The 17,534-nt window shown below is 43.2% G+C and carries 12 protein-coding genes; 4 read left to right on the top strand and 8 right to left on the bottom strand.

Going from position 1 to position 17,534, the window contains the following annotated elements:
• Positions 1-37: 37 nt before the first annotated feature.
• From PQ469_RS01225 to PQ469_RS01200, 6 genes are all read right to left on the bottom strand, one after another.
• Positions 38-2,011 (bottom strand): alpha-L-arabinofuranosidase C-terminal domain-containing protein, encoded by a 1,974-nt coding sequence (locus PQ469_RS01225; RefSeq protein WP_274211361.1) that lies wholly within the window; start codon positions 2,009-2,011, stop codon positions 38-40.
• A gap of 283 nt (positions 2,012-2,294) precedes the next feature.
• Positions 2,295-3,782, bottom strand: coding sequence for an arabinan endo-1,5-alpha-L-arabinosidase (locus tag PQ469_RS01220; protein ID WP_274211360.1), 1,488 nt, complete (start codon positions 3,780-3,782; stop codon positions 2,295-2,297).
• A gap of 17 nt (positions 3,783-3,799) precedes the next feature.
• Positions 3,800-5,872, bottom strand: a complete 2,073-nt coding sequence (locus PQ469_RS01215; protein ID WP_274211359.1) for an alpha-L-arabinofuranosidase C-terminal domain-containing protein — start codon at positions 5,870-5,872, stop codon at positions 3,800-3,802.
• A 126-nt stretch (positions 5,873-5,998) separates the two neighbouring features.
• On the bottom strand, positions 5,999-7,558 hold the full coding sequence (locus tag PQ469_RS01210) for a RagB/SusD family nutrient uptake outer membrane protein (RefSeq protein ID WP_274211358.1): 1,560 nt from the start codon (positions 7,556-7,558) through the stop codon (positions 5,999-6,001).
• Positions 7,559-7,579: 21 nt separating this feature from the next.
• The gene (locus tag PQ469_RS01205; protein ID WP_274211357.1) at positions 7,580-10,858 is read right to left on the bottom strand and encodes a TonB-dependent receptor; all 3,279 of its coding nucleotides are present in this window, start codon (positions 10,856-10,858) and stop codon (positions 7,580-7,582) included.
• A 221-nt stretch (positions 10,859-11,079) separates the two neighbouring features.
• A complete protein-coding gene (locus PQ469_RS01200) occupies positions 11,080-12,174 on the bottom strand; it encodes a FecR family protein (RefSeq protein ID WP_274211356.1) in 1,095 nt (364 codons plus the stop codon).
• A gap of 157 nt (positions 12,175-12,331) precedes the next feature.
• On the opposite strand from PQ469_RS01200, the gene PQ469_RS01195 reads away from it, so the two are divergent.
• From PQ469_RS01195 to PQ469_RS01185, 3 genes are all read left to right on the top strand, one after another.
• Positions 12,332-13,378 carry a PDDEXK nuclease domain-containing protein gene (locus tag PQ469_RS01195; protein ID WP_274211355.1) on the top strand — a complete coding sequence of 349 codons (1,047 nt, stop codon included), beginning with the start codon at positions 12,332-12,334 and terminating at the stop codon, positions 13,376-13,378.
• 45 nt (positions 13,379-13,423) lie between these two features.
• Positions 13,424-14,098, top strand: coding sequence for a cyclase family protein (locus PQ469_RS01190; protein ID WP_274211354.1), 675 nt, complete (start codon positions 13,424-13,426; stop codon positions 14,096-14,098).
• Positions 14,099-14,183: 85 nt separating this feature from the next.
• Positions 14,184-14,543, top strand: a complete 360-nt coding sequence (locus tag PQ469_RS01185) for a hypothetical protein (protein WP_274211353.1) — start codon at positions 14,184-14,186, stop codon at positions 14,541-14,543.
• 146 nt (positions 14,544-14,689) lie between these two features.
• Here the strand turns inward: PQ469_RS01185 and PQ469_RS01180 are convergent, their stop codons facing one another.
• A complete protein-coding gene (locus PQ469_RS01180; RefSeq protein WP_274211352.1) occupies positions 14,690-15,280 on the bottom strand; it encodes an RNA polymerase sigma-70 factor in 591 nt (196 codons plus the stop codon).
• A gap of 49 nt (positions 15,281-15,329) precedes the next feature.
• Complete coding sequence (locus PQ469_RS01175; protein ID WP_274211351.1) at positions 15,330-16,505, bottom strand: aldose epimerase family protein; 1,176 nt, start codon at positions 16,503-16,505, stop codon at positions 15,330-15,332.
• A gap of 307 nt (positions 16,506-16,812) precedes the next feature.
• On the opposite strand from PQ469_RS01175, the gene PQ469_RS01170 reads away from it, so the two are divergent.
• Entirely contained in the window at positions 16,813-17,514 is a 702-nt protein-coding gene (locus PQ469_RS01170; protein ID WP_274211350.1) for an NUDIX hydrolase, read from the top strand.
• Positions 17,515-17,534 lie beyond the last annotated feature (20 nt).

Raw genomic sequence — 17,534 nt, 5'->3', positions numbered from 1 at the left:
CATCCGATGGATACTCGTGACATAATCATAACCGGTTTTACTTATTCTTCAGCCTGATTATCTTAAACGTATTAGCCTCTACGCTAACATTTACCAATTTACCGCTTACCGCCATGGTGCTTTGTACCGGGCTTATTGCTGTTGGGTTATCCAACGAGTTTTCGTCGCTGCCTTTTTCGCTATGCAGTGTTATTACGGTAGCTTTTTTCTGGTAGCTTCCGCCGTTTATTTTAAAGCTTACGTTTTGGGCAGTAGCGGCAGTATTTACAAATTTGATGATCAGCTCATTGGTGTTTTTATCCAAACTGGCGGTGGCATAACAGCCATCCTGCCCGGCAACCGACTCATTGCCCAGCATCAGGGGCACTACGTCGGTGCCTTTGTTAAGCGAGAATAACTGCTGTACGTAGTAGTTTGGCGTACCGTAGCTTTTCAGGTTATCAAACCAGATCAAATCGGGGGTCCATTGCCAGCCGTCTACATGGGCAAAAAGCGGCGCGTATGATGCCATGTTAACAACATCGGCGTTACGCTCAAGGCCGGTCATAAAGGCTGCTTCGGCAAGGGCGCATTCCCAGGTGTTTTTGTTTAGGGGGCTACCGGTTTGTACACTTTGTGCGGCATATTCGCCGGCAAATATTTTTGGCCCTTTGCGGTCATAATTATCATAACGGCGTGCATTGTCCCTAAACCATTTTGGCGATGCGTAATAATGCTCGTCCAATATGTCGGCACCCAGGCTGCGGAAAGTTTTGTTCAATAGATCAAACTCCGGCCCTTTAGGGAACGGGCCTAAGGCCGATACAATTTTTACATCGGGATATTTTTCTTTAATGGCTTTGGTAAATATTTTCCACCTGTCAATATATTGCGGGCCCCATTGCTCATTGCCCACACCAATCAATTTCAGGTTAAAAGGTGCAGGGTGACCAAGATCGGTACGCAGTTTGCCCCATTTGGTATTTACATCGCCATTGGCAAATTCAATCAGGTCAAGTGCATCCTGCAAATAAGGATCAAGCTGATCAAGCGGAACCATTTCGGATGTGTTAAACTCGCAGGCCATACCACAATTCAGAATAGGCAGCGGCGATGCGCCAATATCTTCGGCCGTCATGAAATACTCCATAAAGCCCAGGCCAAATGTTTGGTAATAATCAGGTGCCGGACGATGCGCAAACTCGGTGTTCCAGCGGTTAATAATGTTGGTACGTTTATCAATATCGCCAATACTTTTTTTCCATTGGTAGCGGGTATTTAGTTCGCGGCCTTCTACAATACATCCGCCCGGGAAGCGCAGGAAGCCAGGTTTAATATCGGCCAGTTTTTGCACCAGGTCGGCGCGTAAGCCTCCGGGCCTGTTTTTCCAGGTATGTTCAGGAAACAGGGAAATCATATCCAGGTCGATAACACCTTTGCCTGTTAGCCAAACATAAACCTTTGCTTTTTTAGCTGTGGCCGATGCCGTAAATTTTACGCTGTAACGGTTCCACTCCTTATCAGGCGCACTCAAATCGGCTTTGCCAATAATGGCGTCATTATCGCCATGCAGTTCTATATTCAGTTTTACGTTACTGTCGCCATTTTGCCTTGCCATTACCGAAAAGCTGTATGTTTCGCCTTCCTTAATACCGGTTCCACCGCGGAAGCCTTCATTTTCCAAACCGAATGATCCGGTTTCTGATGTTACATAAGCCTTTATAAAGTGCGGGTTTTCCGGCCTTTCTGTCGCGCGGTTAATTACTTCTATCCGGCCATCGCCGCCGTCTTTTTTATGATCGTCCCAGGCCATCATCGGCATGTTAAACTCAAACGACCGGTTTTTTATTAATTCGGCATAAACACCGCCATCAGCAGCCTGGTTAATATCTTCAAAAAAGATACCGTACATGGTTTTTTGTATGGGCGTTTTAATTTTATCGGCTTGTATGGTATAAACCCGTGGCGTTTGCGCTTGTGCAGATAAAAGCATGCCTGCACCGCAAAAAGTAAAAAAAGCTTTCCTGATCATTGTTGGTTTGTATTGGTACGCTAAAACTACAAAAAAATATTAATAAGTGTAATTTTCACAATCATTATTTTAAAAAATAAAAAAATGTCATTTCGAGTTTTAAAATCCACGGATTCTGACGGAGGAAATGACATTCAAAAATAAAAGACTGCCATCCTAAGGCACGAAGGATCTATTAGTGAACTTTTCTATCGGTTATGAACGGCTGATAGATCCTTCGTACCTCAGGATGACAGGAAAATTGGACAAGCGAGAATGACTATATCCTACAACTTGTTGCTGTTTACCGCTTCTTCCCCCAAACAGCCGTGCCTATATTATCCAGCCCGGTAAATATTAAGGTTGATGCTACTTTGTTTTCCCAGTCGCGTTCGCGTTCAACTTTTAATTTGTAGGTGGCGCCGGCAGCGTATTTTAGGGTGATGTATGGCGATGCATAAGTCCAGGTATCGGTGGCGCTGCCATCTATGGTACCGGCAGCATCCAGTTTAAATGTAGTAGCTACCTGGAAATCGGGATTGGTTTGCTCGGTTCCGTAGCCAGGTACAATATGGTAACCTAAAGTTATCTTCTCGTAAGTACCCACGACATCGGCATTAGCAATAGCTGTTTGGGCAACATTGGCATAACGCTCCGGCGAAACCACCGGCCAGCCATCAGGTGTCCATGATATTTTGCGAACATGAAGGTCCATGAAATAGGAGTTAACGCCCGGCCTGCCCTGGTGTGCCATAAAATATTGCCCGCTGCCATCATCAAATACCGCGCAATGCCCGGTTCCCTGCCAGCCGCCATGGCCGTTAAACTGGTATGGTGCTAAAATCATCGGCCCATGATCAACATTGGTATTGATATCCTGCCCGTTATAATCATAAAACGGACCGGTTGGGCTATCGCCCCTGCCTACCCTAACGTTGTATTTGGTTTGCAGCCAATCGTAGCTGATAAACAGGAAATATTTTTTCAGGTCGGGATTATAAATCACCTCGGCACCTTCAATGTTGCCATTGTATTTGCCGCCTGTAAAACCGCGGTTGGCAATCCGTTTGCCTTTATCGCCGGGTGATGCCGCAAGGCCGGTTGAAGCATCCAGCTTTAAAATATAGATACCATCCCATGCCGAACCGTAATACATATACTGCTCGCCTGCAGTTGTAGTTACCACCGTTGGATCGATAGCGTTGGTTTGGATGGATGCATCATTGGCCGATGTTACCACTACCCCCTTCTCTGTCCACGGTCCTTCGGGCGATGTGGCGGTTGCCATACCGATAACGCTTAACCGCGCTACGGCCGATGACAGGGAGTAATACAGCCGGTATTCTGATCCTACCTTCATTACATAGGGTGCCCATAGCGAGTTGAACGGGGTACCTCCTTTGCCTGTGATATATGCCGAGCCCTGCCCTGGTAATGTTGAAAACACCCAGCCTACAAATTCCCATTGCACCAAATCCTTAGACCGGCGGATTTGCAAACCCGAACGGACATCGATCCCAAAACCAACATCGGTACTGTAGCAATAATAGTAATCGCCAAATTTTTTGATGGATGGATCGTGTACATTGTATACCGTCCATTTTGGGTAATAAGTAAAAGCCGAGATATCGGCATAAGTATCCGTAATCGAATTAATATCGAAAGCTGCCGGCGTTACCGGTGTTGTAGTTGTATCCGTTTTGGTTGGCGTAGGCGTGTCCTTTTTTGAGCAGGATATCATTACTGTTGCCAGCCCTGTTATCGCCAATAGGTATTTTGCTTTCTTCATCATGCTATTTCCCGGTTTTGTTATTGTTTAATGTTCAGTTCAAATAGTGTTACGCTTAACGGCTCGGTGCTGAGCGACTCGCCGGCATTTTTAACTGCCGATGGCACAATGCCGATAGTTGGTTTAGCTCCCGGCACATTGATGGCTTTTAAATCAGTACCTGCTATAGTCCATTTTTGCCCATCTGCAGCAATACTTATATTTTTATATAGTATTTGCAGTGTTTGTGTTTGCCTTGTTGGGTTAACCACCGCGATGGTTATTTTTTTACCATCGTTTGTAAGCGCGGCCATTACATCTAATGGATAAGTGCTGCTACCTGATGATACAGCCGGCCTGTCGGCACCGGTGGTACCGGCAACCTGGGGCTGATTGGCGTTGCCGCTTACCAATACCGGGATACTGCCAAAATGATGGGTATATAGTTTAATAACGAGGCCGTTGGGCTGCATAGCGCTTGCAGTTGCGTTGTAAAGCAAACCCAGCGGCGCGCTTGTTGATGTATAGGCCGACATTTTGATAATATCGGTGTGCCGGGCTATCTCATTAAACCCTTCGGCGGTTGCCAGGGCGTCTTCCAATCCCCAGCCATCTTTCATACGCCATTCGTCCATCGCCATCAGGATGTTCCGGCTTTTTACTTCGGGAATGGTATTCACGTATTGTTCAAAAGCTTCGGCCGCGCCTTTGATGCGGTTGGGCAGGCGCCTGATGCGTTGCGGCAATGAATCGTTCACATGATCAAACCGCTGCGTTTTTTCGTTGTAGGCCGAATCGGATATGGGGTATAAATGTTCGGCTATAAAATTCATGTACCGGGCATCGCGGGCCAGCAAATTGCCCGACCAATCCTGTTCCGAGCCGTAGCTATATGGCACATGTGCAACTTCGGGGTGGCTAACGTATACCGATGTCGCGCCCATTTCAAATGGCGATGCACCGGATGCCAACAGGATTATTGATGGATCTTGCTTTTTCATTTCCCGGGCAAAAACCTCGTGTTTAATCACGTAGTATTTTATAGGCATGTGGCCCAGTTGCCACTCGCCATACATCTCGTTACCTATACCCCACCATTTTACATTATAAGGTTGCGGATGCCCGTTTTTAGCCCTTAGTTTACCCATTGGTGTTGATACAGATCCATTAACATATTGTACCCATTGAGCAGCTGAATATGCCTCGCCAAAACCGGCATTTACCCCTATGTAGGGCACCACATTCAGTAACTTGCAAAGGGTCATATACTCATCTGTGCCCACATCATTTGACTCCATGGCGCTCCAGGCGTAATCATATTTGGGGGCTCGCTTGTCCCTGTCGCCAATACCATTGCGCCAATCATAACCGGATGAAGCATTACCGCCCCAGCGGATGATACCCAAATTCATCTCCTTTAAATGATGTAAAATATCGGCCCTGAAGCCTTGTATATTATCAGCAGGCATTAAAGAAACCGCACCAACATTAAAGGAACCATTGCCTTTTGCCCATACCTTAAAAGTGGCGTTGCCTGCAGTAGCCCTAAACTTAAAGGAGTATTTATGAAACCCGTTATCTATCACCGGGAGGGCAATGTTCAGGTTACCTAAGTTATCATCAGCAATAACATCAATGTTAATTATTGTACCTTTTTTGGCTTTAACAATTATGTAACCGGCATATGCCTTATTCTTTAAAAAGGTGAGCCCGCCTTGCTGTATACCATGCGTTGATTTATTGTCCATAACAACCTTAACCGAATGCTCGCCGGTATAGGCGTTCGCGCTATCCATTTTTACAAATGCATCGGGGCCAAGCGGTTTCCATCGACCTAAATAATTACGGGAGTTGCCGGGGATTAATTTTTCATTTGAGCTTACCGGGTAAAAAAATTTCCTGTCGCCCAGCATTTCGGCCCACAGGCCGCCTTCAAAATAATTAAACAGCAATTCAATAAACTGCCCGTATACCAGTTTTGATATTACCGGCCCTTTATGGCCCGCATCAATGGTAACATCAACAACAGCTTCCTTTTGATTTACGGATTGCGCATTAACCCATTGCTGAAACGCGAGGCATATGCAAGTTATAAAGCAAAGTTTTTTTATCACCGCAAAAATTTTGTTTGGAGTTAAATAAGCTGCACCGTTTATAAAAAACGGCACAGCTTTAACCTAATCTGTGTTCATTTTATGCAGGGGCGTAAACAAGCGCCCCTGCATAACATTTAACCTTACTTAATAAGTAGCGTTTTGTTTAAAACCAGGGTTGTTATCAATTTCTGATTGCGGGATAGGAAAATATTCGCGGCCTGCCTGGTAAGTATTAAACTCAGCATCGCGCGATTTTAATAAAGCCAGTTTGGCCGGATCCTGCAACCATCCCCAACGGCGGATATCATCAAAACGGTGACCTTCCAAACAAAACTCCAACAACCTTTCATGTGCAAGCTGATCGCGCATCTGGGCCTGGGTCATGCCTGGTTTGGTAGTTGCCAGGTCGGGAAGTTTGGCACGGGTACGTACCATCTGTATGTACGGATAAGCCTGTGCGGTTTGGCCGGTCTCGTTCAGGCACTCGGCATACATCAGCAATACATCGGCGTAGCGCATAATCCTTTCGTTGATGCCCGAGCGCCAGTCAAATTCATCAGCACGGGTATCACCGTTTTCATATTTGCGGCAAAATATGTCGTTCAAATCGGCAGGGTTATTCTTGTACCTGTCAAAAAACGATTGGCCATACAAGGTCTCGCCGGGTTTGTTGTAATAAATGGTGGCATCAACCCTTGGATCAACGTTACCGTCAACTGTTTTTTCGATCATGTATTCGTTCAATGCCGAAAATGTAGGTTGCACGTCTGTCCACCCAAAACTGCGCGGAGCAAATGTAATGGCCCTTGCCGATGTACGGCCCCAGGTTGATACCGGTGCACCGCCCCAGCCAAGATCTGTACCCCCGGCGTCGCGTGAAAACTGCACTTCAAATATCGATTCTGAATTATTTTCGTTGGCTTCGGTAAAATTGTCTTTGTAGTTTGCAACCAGGCTGTACACGTTTGCGTCAATAATCGCTTTAAACTGCGTAGCGGCTCCGGCAAAATCTTTGTTAAACAATAAAGCTTTGCCCAGGAATGCCATGGCGGCGCCTTTAGTGGCACGACCAATCTGTCCTGCATCCGGTCCGTTGGTTGATGTGTAGGATGCCGGCAGCAAAGCAGCAGCCGCGGTAAAATCATCTTCTACCTGTTTCCAGCCTTCGGCCTCGGTTGATTGTTTTACAAAATAATCGGCCGATGTTTTTACATAGTGGGTAGGCAACGATACCTTGCCAAAAAAGTTAACCAGGTGAAAAAAATACAATCCCCTTAAAAAATGGGCCTGGCCCAGTATGCGGCTTTTTAAGCCGGCATCCATTGTAATGTTGGGCACATTATCCAGCACCTGGTTGGCACGGGCAACACCTTCATAATATGCGCCATAAGCCCAGCCGTAGCCTGCACCATCTGCTGTGCCTAATGCAAAACGGCCAATGTTATAAAATGCTGTCCATGGGCTGTTACTACGTACATCGTCGCCCCTGATATCCAGCATAGCCGGTGTAAAACGCATGTAAGTACCATCAATAATTAAACTGCCATAAGCGGCATTTAAGCCAGCGATAGCATCGGCCTGCGTTTTCCAGAATGACGCTGCTGTTTGCTGATTTGGATTTACCTGGTCTAACTTCTTAGTACAGGCGCTAAGGCATACTACAGCTGCGAATGCCCATATAAAATATTTTGTGTTTGTTTTCATGACTCTGTTTTTAATAAATTTTTACAATCCTACCTGTACACCTAACATAACCGTTCTTGGATTTGGAAACGATCCATAATCATAACCACGGCTAAATAAACCGTCGCTTATAAAATCAGGGTCGTAGCCACGGTATTTAGAAATGATCAATAAATTCTGACCAGACAGATACACTCTTAAGCTGCTGAAAACATGTGTTTTATTTAAAATATTTTTAGGTATGGTATAACCTAACTGCGCGTTTTGTAATTTGATATAGCTGCCGCTTTCCACAAAACGATCAGAGAAGCGCGAGTTGCCGTTCGGGTCGCCAATGATTGGTCGCGGTATGTTGGTATTGGTATTGGTCGGGGTCCAGAAATTCAGTTCGGCTGTTGATGAGTTGCCGTACTGGCCAACCATCAGGTCGTGATATACACCGTTAAATACCTTGTTGCCGGCGCTGCCTTGCAGGAAAAACGATGCATCAAAGTTTTGGTACGATGCCCCCACGTTTAAGCCGTAGTAAAGTTTTGGAATTACCGAACCCAGGTAAACCCTGTCGGCATCAGTAATCACATGGTCGCCGTTAACATCTTTAAATTTAACATCGCCTGGCGCGGCCAATGTTTGAGTAGCGTGACTGGTAATATCGGCCTGGTTTTGGAAAATGCCTTCAGTAACAAAGCCATATAGCTCGCCTACTTCGCGGCCAACTTCAGTTTTACTGCCCGCGCCGTATATAGGGTTGTTGGTACCGCCCAATTTTAATACTTTATTTTTAAGCGTATTGGCATTGGCTGTAACGTTCAATTGTAGTTTGCCAATGTTTTCGCGATAGCTTACAGAAAACTCAACACCTTTATTTTCTGTTGATGCTGCGTTGGTAGTTACCGATGCAGGCACCGAACCTACTGATAAAGGCAACGGAATACCAGCCAGGATATCAGTAGATTTTTTATAAAAATACTCGGCGGTAAGTGCCAGTTTATCATTAAAAAAGCCAAAGTCAACCGCAGCATTTGCTGTTGATGTAGATTCCCATTTAATGTTAGGATCACTAACGGCAACTGTGGTTGCACCAGGTGCAAGGGTATTGCCAAACAGGTAGCTGGCGTTGCCATTGATGTATGACTGGTACATGTAGTTGGCAAAATTTTGGTTACCCAATACGCCATAACCGGTACGGAGCTTTAAGCTGCTAATAAATGATGGTAAATGGAAAGCTTTTTCGTTACCAACGTTCCAGGCGGCGGCAATTGAAGGGAAGTTACCAAAGCGGTTTTTAGGACCAAACCTTGATGAACCATCCCGCCTGAAGTTTACGGTTAACAAGTAACGGCTATCGTAATTATAGTTTAACCTGCCAAAGTATGATAATAATGTGCTGGCATCTTTATAACCATCTAACCCTTTTGAGGTTGGATCGGCAATGGAGCCAAAGGTGAAAAACTGAAGGCTGCCGGCGGCCGATGCTGTACCGGTAACAAACTGGTTATGATCTTCCTGGTATGATGTACCCGCCAAAACATCCAGCTTATGTTTGCCTGCGGTTAACTGGTACGATAAGGTATTTTCAACCAGGCCGGTATGCGCGTTACCGTTTTGATCGTTAAGGTAATACTTGGTGTTCAGGTAGTAAAAACCAAGGTCGTATGATGGTTCGTAATGGAAGTTCTCATAATCGGTACGGTCGTAGCTTACGTTAACCTTGTATTTAAGGTTTTTAACCAGTTCCAGTTCGCCCCAAAAGTTACCAAACATCCTGTTACGGTTGCTGTAATCGGTTACCAGGTTATTCATACCAATAACGTTAAGGGTAATAGCCCTTTGGGTTACGTTATCGCTACCCCCGTAGCCGCCCAGCCTGTTAGGGTCGTAAACCGGCATAGTTGGTATAGCGGTCAGCATGCTGGTAAGGCCGCCGCCAAATACCGCGTGCGAACTTGTAATAGCCGGGTTATTTTTGTGCGATTGGGTGTAGGCTGTTTTACCACCAAAGCTAAATATGCCTTTTTTACCCTGGAAGCTACCTGTAAAGTTATAACGCCTGTAGCTTTGCGGACCAGATAATGTGCTGGTATTATCAAAATAACCAAGACCAACATTATAGCTTATGGCATCGCTGCCGCCGGATAAGTTCAGGTTATGATCCTGTATTTTGCCGGTTTTAAACATTTCCTTTTGCCAGTCGGTATTGGTTTTACTGATGAAGGCCGCGTTTGAAGGATCATTTGCAGGGGCTATGGTTAAGCCGGCATTTAACTCCGCAGCGGTAGTTATTTTTTGATAACCTACCCTATCGGTAACATCCATTCGTTTTGCAATATTTTGCAGGCCGTAATAACCGTTATAATTAACTTTTAAAGGACCCGATTTCCCTTTTTTAGACGTGATGATAACCACTCCTGTAGCAGCACGCGAACCATAAATTGCAGCTGCTGACGCATCTTTTAATACCTGTATGGTTTCTATATTATCGGTAGGGAAATCAAACGGGGCATCAACGGGTACGCCATCAATAACAAACAGGGGGCTGTTGTTACCAAATGTAGATATACCCCTGATTTTGATTTGTACAAAACCACCCGGCTCGCCAGATCCCTGTACACTTACACCGGCTGCCTGGCCCTGTAATAGTTTGGCTACATCATATGATGCTGTTTTTTTGGCATTATCAACGTTTACTACCGATACAGAGCCTGTAAGGTCTTTCTTTTTTACCGATCCGTACCCTACAACAATAACTTCGTTTAATGAATTTGACGATGCTTTAAGCTGAACATTAAGCGACGAACTGCCATTTAACGGTACTTCCTGCGTAGTATATCCTATAAACGAAAACACCAACACCACGTTACTGGCGCTGGCATCCGGAATGTTCAGTACATACCTTCCCTGCACATCAGTTTGCGAACCGGCGCTTGTTCCTTTTACTTTGATGCTTACGCCGGGCATCGGCATGCCGGCCTCGTCGGTAACCTTACCGGTTACGGTAAGTATCGATACTGTGGCACCTTTTTCTGACAGTATCACCAGGTTATTTTCGCTCAGCTTGTAAACCAGGTTGGTTTTGGCAAGCAGGGCGGCCATTGTTTCATCTAACGATGCATTGGCAACGTTAAGACTGGCGGGCAATTCATTTTTTGCCAGTATATCGTCGTTATACAAAAAGCGGTAGTCAGATTTTTTTTCGATCTCCTTGAATGCCTTTTTTAAGGTAACATTCTGGAAATTAACATTGATAACTGTCTGGCCATATCCTTTTGCAAAAACCTGAAATGACGATACAATCACCAGGGCAAGGATAAATTTAAACATAAGAAATATTTTCAAAAATTGGTTTAACCGCACTTGGTTAATGCGGGGTACATTTTTTTTCATAATTTAGCATTAAGGTTGTTTTAACTATTTGGTTTTCAAAAGGGCTGGTAGTTAACTTTTACCGTATTAGCGGGGGAATGGTGGAACATTCTTCCGCTTTTTGGTTTTCAGTTTAGATACTTATTTAAGCATAGGCTATTTGATTAATGGTTTAATGGTTAATAAATTAAAACTTGATTATTGTCGGTTTTATAATGGAAGTAGGTTGTTGTTTTAAGTGCTTTTAAGGCTTTGGCTATGGTTTCGTTTTTAAACTTGCCGGTAAACCTTAATTTTTTCAGGTCATCGTTTTTAAAAACAATGGTAACATTATAGCGGCGTTCCAGCTGTTTGGCCAGGCTTTCAAAGTCTTCGGCGTCAAAGGCCAGCTTGTTTTCAACCCACAGGGCTTCAGAAGGCAGCGTGTCTTTTTTTGCCTGATGAATCTGCCCCAAAACCATCAATGGCGTTTCTTCGGTTATGCTTTTATCTGATGGCACTAAAGCCTTGCCTGTTAAAACAGGCTGCTCATTATTAATGGTGAGCTTATCGGCGGCTTTTAAAATAATCTTTTTCTCGGGGGTTTTTAAAATGGTTAATTCTATACGCCCATGTATCAGCGAAGCTTCGGATGTTTTATCGTTGTTATAGGCCCTTACATTAAACCGGGTACCCAGTACTTTAATGCTGATTGTTGATGTGGTAACTATAAACGGGTGTTGGGCATCCTTAACCACATCAAACAGCGCCTCGCCCTGCAGGCTAACTTTTCTTTGTTCAAGTCCGTAGCTGGCATCGTAAATTAGTTTACTGCCGGCGTTTAACCATACTCTGGTGCCATCAGACAGCTGAATTTTACTGATGCCGTTTTGTGGAGCGGTTATTTGGTTTGACTTAACAGGGCCTGTTACATCTTTTTTATTTATCACAAAAAACACCAACGCAAAACAAGCGGCCACTACCATCGAAAAAAACTTAAGAAACTTAATTATCCCCGATTTGGATTTACCGTTTTCCTGGTTTTCTGGTTGGGCCAATTCGTCGGCCTCTGCTTTATCGGCTGTATCAAGTTTATCTTCAAAGGCAGCCCATTTGGCTTCCAGCTTGTCGTCAGCTTTGGGTTTATTTTCTTCGCGCCATAAATTTTCCAGTAAATCAACCGGGTATAAATCGGTACCGCCTTGCCGCAAAAGTTCTTCAAGTTCGGCCAGCTCTTCGGCGGTAGCCTCCCCACTTAACTTTTTACCAATAAGTATCCAGATATTGTTGATCATTATTTACGTCTCTCTAATTGTAAAGACTGTAATTAATGGAAACACCCTGGTGGGAAATGAAAATTATTAAAAAAAAGATTACCGTGAGATTTTTGTTACCCGCATCTATCATTGGGTATAATGATTCTTAGTAGTTTTGACATAGCAGCATATAAAAATGAGATCAAAAAACAATCCCTTCCCACTTTTTGAAAATATCAAAACCATAATAGCCGAGACGCAGCATTATATTGTCAGGAATGTTAACGCTGCTATGATCCTTACTTATTTTCAAATAGGTAAAATGATTGTAGAAGATGAGCAACATGGAAGCCAACGAGCAGAATACGCTAAAGAAACGCTAATATATTTAAGCAATGAATTAAATAAAGAATTTGGGAAAGGGTATTCCGTCTCTAACCTGGAGTATATGAGAGGCTTTTATATAACCTACCAACATCGAATTTCCCAGACACTGTCTGGGAAATTCGATCAACTATTAAAATCCCAGACACTGTCTGGGAAATCTCCCATCCCGTTTCCATTGGGGTGGTCACAATATGTTTTGTTGCTTAAAATTAAAAATGAAGATGAACGCAACTTTTATGAAATAGAAGCTGCAGCAAATAATTGGTCGGTAAGAGAATTGCAGCGGCAATACAATTCGGCATTATTTGAAAGATTAGCTTTAAGCAAGGATAAAAACGAGGTTAAACAGCTTGCAACAAAAGGACAAATAATAGAAAAGCCTGCCGATGCACTTAAAAGCCATTACGTGTTAGAGTTTCTTGGGTTAAAAGAAGAAAGTAAATACTCTGAAAATGACTTTGAAACCGCCATTATAGATAAGTTAGAGCATTTTATGTTGGAACTTGGTAAAGGGTTTCTGTTTGAAGGACGGCAACGCCGGTTCACATTTGAAGGAGATAGCTTTTTTGTCGATCTTGTATTTTATAATAGGCTACTTAGGTGCTTCGTTCTTTTCGACTTAAAAATCGGGAAGTTAACACATCAGGATATTGGGCAGATGCAGATGTATGTAAATTATTACGACAGAAAAATAAAAACAAAGGATGAAAACCCAACAATAGGTGTTATTCTTTGCAAAGAGGAAAACAGAACGGTTATAGAATTTACCCTTCCACAAGGTAGCAATCAAATATTTGCCAAGGAGTATAAAGCGGTATTACCAAGCAAAGAAGCCCTTAAAAAGCAGCTGGAGTAAAGCACCTTTTATGTTAACTTTAAACCAACAACCGCACCACAGCCAATGAAACAATCCAATAACAACCCCAAACTGGTAGATCTCAGCCACGTTATTTTCGACGGATTGATAACCTATAAAGGCCTGCCAGCCCCAATCATTTGCGATTATTTAAGCCGCGAAAAATCAAAAGAGTTTTATGAAACCGGTACCGAATTCCAGATAGGAAAAATTGAAATGGTAACCAATACGGGCACATACATTGATTGCCCTTTCCACCGGTTTGAGCACGGCGCCGATATGTCTGAAGTTTCTTTAGAACAATTTGCCAACCTTGAGGCCACCACCATAAATGCCTGCAATGTAACGGCAATTGGCCCCGATTTCTTTCGTGATAAAGAAGTTCGGGGTAAGGCAGTAATTGTATTTACCGGCTGGAGCAAACACTGGAATACCGATACCTATTTTGAAAACCACCCCTACCTTACAGCCGAAGCTGCCCAATATTTAAAAGAACAGGAAGTAAAATTGGTTGGTATAGATAGCCATAACATTGATGATACTACAGGCAAAAGCCGGCCGGTACACACCACTTTATTGGGCGCGGGGATTTTAATAGTAGAGCATTTATGTAACCTGGACAAACTCCCCCCGGATGGTTATAAATTTAACGCCGTGCCACCTAAGTTTAAAGGTGTGGGCACTTTTCCGGTAAGGGCTTACGCGATGGTGGCGGGCTGACGAGGAAGCTTCGTGGTGTTAACAAAGCAATTTTCAATAGCCTGTTTAGCTTTATATACCAGATAGTTGATTAAAAAATAATAAAATGACCAGGAAAATATTATCGGTAATTGTGGGCTACATTGTATTTGCAGCAAGCTCGGTTTTGCTGTTTAAGTTAACGGCACAGCCTCCTCACCAGGATGCGCCACTCACTTTTAAAATGTTGACCATAGTTTACGGCACATTTTTTTCGGTTTTAGCCGGATTTATATTGCAATTGATAGCCAGGCAAACAAAACTTACACTAAATTTCATTTTAGCTTTGGTTATCTTTTTGCTGGCAGCCATCTCAATGCTGACATCTGCCAGCAGCCATTGGACGCAGCTATTTGCTATGTTGATTTTTGCGCCGGTATCTATTTTAGGTGGGTATTTAAAGCTTAAGTTGATCAGCAAAAAATAAAGCGGAAAAAGAAACCGCTACTGAAGCATATCACAACCAAATTAAAGAAGCAACAGACCTGTTTATTATGGCCAGATTAGCCACCCTGTAACTCATACATAGGCAAACAGGCTGCCTTTGAAAGCATAAACAGATGCCATCCCCCATTATTTTTCAGAAACCACCTTTCCCTGAGCAGGCAGCTGGTCTTTTTGCGAGTTAACTATCCCGACCGAAATCTGCCGCAGCGCGTTACCCATGTGGTATTCTACCGTTTTGATAGATAGGCTTAACAGTTCGGCAACTTCTCGGTATTTTAAACCATCTTCTTTTACCAGTTTAAAAACCAGTTTGCATTGGTCGGTTAATTTACTGAGCGAATTGTTGATAAGCGCTGTAGTATCATTACAGATCAGCCGGTCTTCGCCTGTAGCTGCCGAATCGGCAATGTCTACCTCAACATCATCAATATTTACCTGGTTCAGCTTCGCTTTTGAAACATGTGTTAATGATTTATTTTTAACCGACATATAGCAATAGTTACTAAAATTACCAATATCGGTTAGCCTCGCGCGCTGCATCCAAAGGTTTAAAAACACGTCGTCTATGATCTCCTCGGCGGCCTCATCGGTTTTTACAAACGATTTGGCAAACCAAAATAATTTGCTGTAATAAAACAGGTACACCCTTTTAAAGGATGCCCTGTTGTTATTTAAAGCAATATCATTTAGCAGATATTTTATTTCGGTATCCAACATCTCAATTCGGGATAATAATCATCAAACGATAACACTAATTAAACAAGGCCTACTTATTACTGAATTTGTAAATGGTTGTAGTATGATAAGTTTGCCCAGGCTTTAACACGGTTGATGCAAACGCAGGCTGGTTTGGCGCATCAGGAAAATGCTGCGTCTCCATGCAAAATGCCGAACGGTGCGGGTAAGATTTACCGCCTTTACCGTCTTTGGTTGCACCGGTTAAAAAGTTACCGCTATAAAACTGCAGGCCCGGTTCGTCGGTATATATGTCCATCACAATACCTGTTTTTGGGCTGCTTACAGTAGCTATAGATTTGGTGATATCATGCTTATTAAGCGCGAAGTTATGATCGTAGCCTTTACCATTTTTCAGTTGGTCGTCCTTATCGTTTATGTTGGCACCAATGGCTTTTGCAGTAGTAAAATCAAAAGGCGTGCCTTTTACCGGCTGCAATTTCCCTGTCGGGATCAGTGTGGTATCAACCGGTGTTATGTTGTCGGCATCAATTTTCACTATGTTATCTAAAATAGTAGAGTCGCCCTCGCCGTTCAGGTTAAAATAGGCGTGGTTGGTGAGGTTCACTATGGTAGTTTTATCTGTTGTAGCCGTATATTCTATCTTAAGCGCGTTATCAGCTGTTAAGGTGTATGTTACTTTACTTGTAAGCGTGCCGGGGTAACCGCCTTCACCGTCTTTAGATACATAAGTAAGGTTAAGGGTACTGTCGTTTGGTTGCGCGGCATCAAACACCTGTGCATAAAACCCTTTAAAGCCGCCATGCAGGGTATTAACACCATCGTTTATATCCAGTTGGTAAGCTTTGCCGTCAAGGCTAAATTTTCCTTTGCCTATGCGGTTACCATAACGGCCTATAATGGCGCCAAAAAATGGTTCTTTAGGCTTTTGGTAAGTTTTTACGCTATCATAGCCCAAAACCACATCGGTTAAAGCTGCTTTATTATCGGGTACCAGCAGGCTTACAACGCGGCCGCCATAATTGGTGATGGCTACGCTGGCGCCTTTGTTGTTTTTTAATGTGTAAAGCTTAACAGCCTTGCCGTTTATAGTAGCCTCAAAGTTTTTGGCATCAGGTGCCGCGGCGGCTACTGTTGATGTAGAATCTGCCGCTGCTTCCTTTTTTTCGGCCGGGCCACTGCAGCTTACCAATAGCGATAACGCGAAGCTGTAAAATAAGTACTGTTTTTTGTATACTTTTTGCATAATTCCTGAAAGTTTTTGTCGCTTTTTTAAACTTCTTTGAAGTTTTTGAGCGGTTTAACTGGTTATAATTTGGTGTTTGGTTTTGTGATTGGGGCAATTGGCCACCCTAATCAAAATCTAAGGTAGAATAAAATTTATTTAATTGTGAAAAAAACAATTAAAATATTTTTACTTTTATTGGTGTAAGCCAAACACCAATAAAGCCTGCTAAATCAATTTTAAAGCTGTTTTGCCAGTAAAATGGCATTATATTTAGATTTTTAGCGGTCAAAAAAATTACATTTGGCGCTTTTTTTTACCCCATCACATGCAAAAATATTCGAAACAAACGCGACTTTTACTGGCAGTTGACTGCATTATATTTGGATTTGATGGTGATACTTTAAAAATTCTGCTGATAAAAAGGGGCTTCGAACCCGAGAAGGGGAACTGGAGTTTGATGGGTGGTTTTGTACAGGTTGCCGAAAGCCTTGACCAGGCCGCCAACCGTATTTTAAAACAGCTTACCGGGCTCGAAGGCGTCTATTTAGAGCAATTACACACATTTGGCAGCACAAAACGCGATCCTATTGAACGCACCGTGTCAATTACCTACTTTGCATTAATAGATATCAATAAATATGAAATTCAGCTAAGTAAAGATTACCACGCCGATTGGTTCCCGCTAAAACGCGTACCTAAACTCATTTTCGATCAGCAGGAAATGGTAGAGGCAGCCAAAAAACGCATCAGGTACAAAGCCGCCATGCACCCCATTTTGTTTGAACTTTTACCGGCAAGGTTTACAATTCCGCAATTGCAAACCCTTTACGAGAGCGTTTTTAACACCCAGATTGATAAACGGAATTTTAGCAAACGCGTTTTGGCCACAGGTTTACTCATTAAGCTAAACGATAAAGATAAAGCCGGCTCAAAACGCGGCGCATACTATTATCAATTGAATATGCAAAATTACTATGCTAAATTTCAGGCATTTATGAATTTTATTCCCAACCCGGATACACTTTAAACTAAGCTTTTAAGCCCCTT

Origin of the sequence: Mucilaginibacter sp. KACC 22773, from assembly GCF_028736215.1 — a bacterium.
Lineage (GTDB): Bacteria > Bacteroidota > Bacteroidia > Sphingobacteriales > Sphingobacteriaceae > Mucilaginibacter.
The sequence above is the reverse complement of the archived record's forward strand: the minus strand, read 5'-3'. Positions and strand labels throughout refer to the sequence as shown.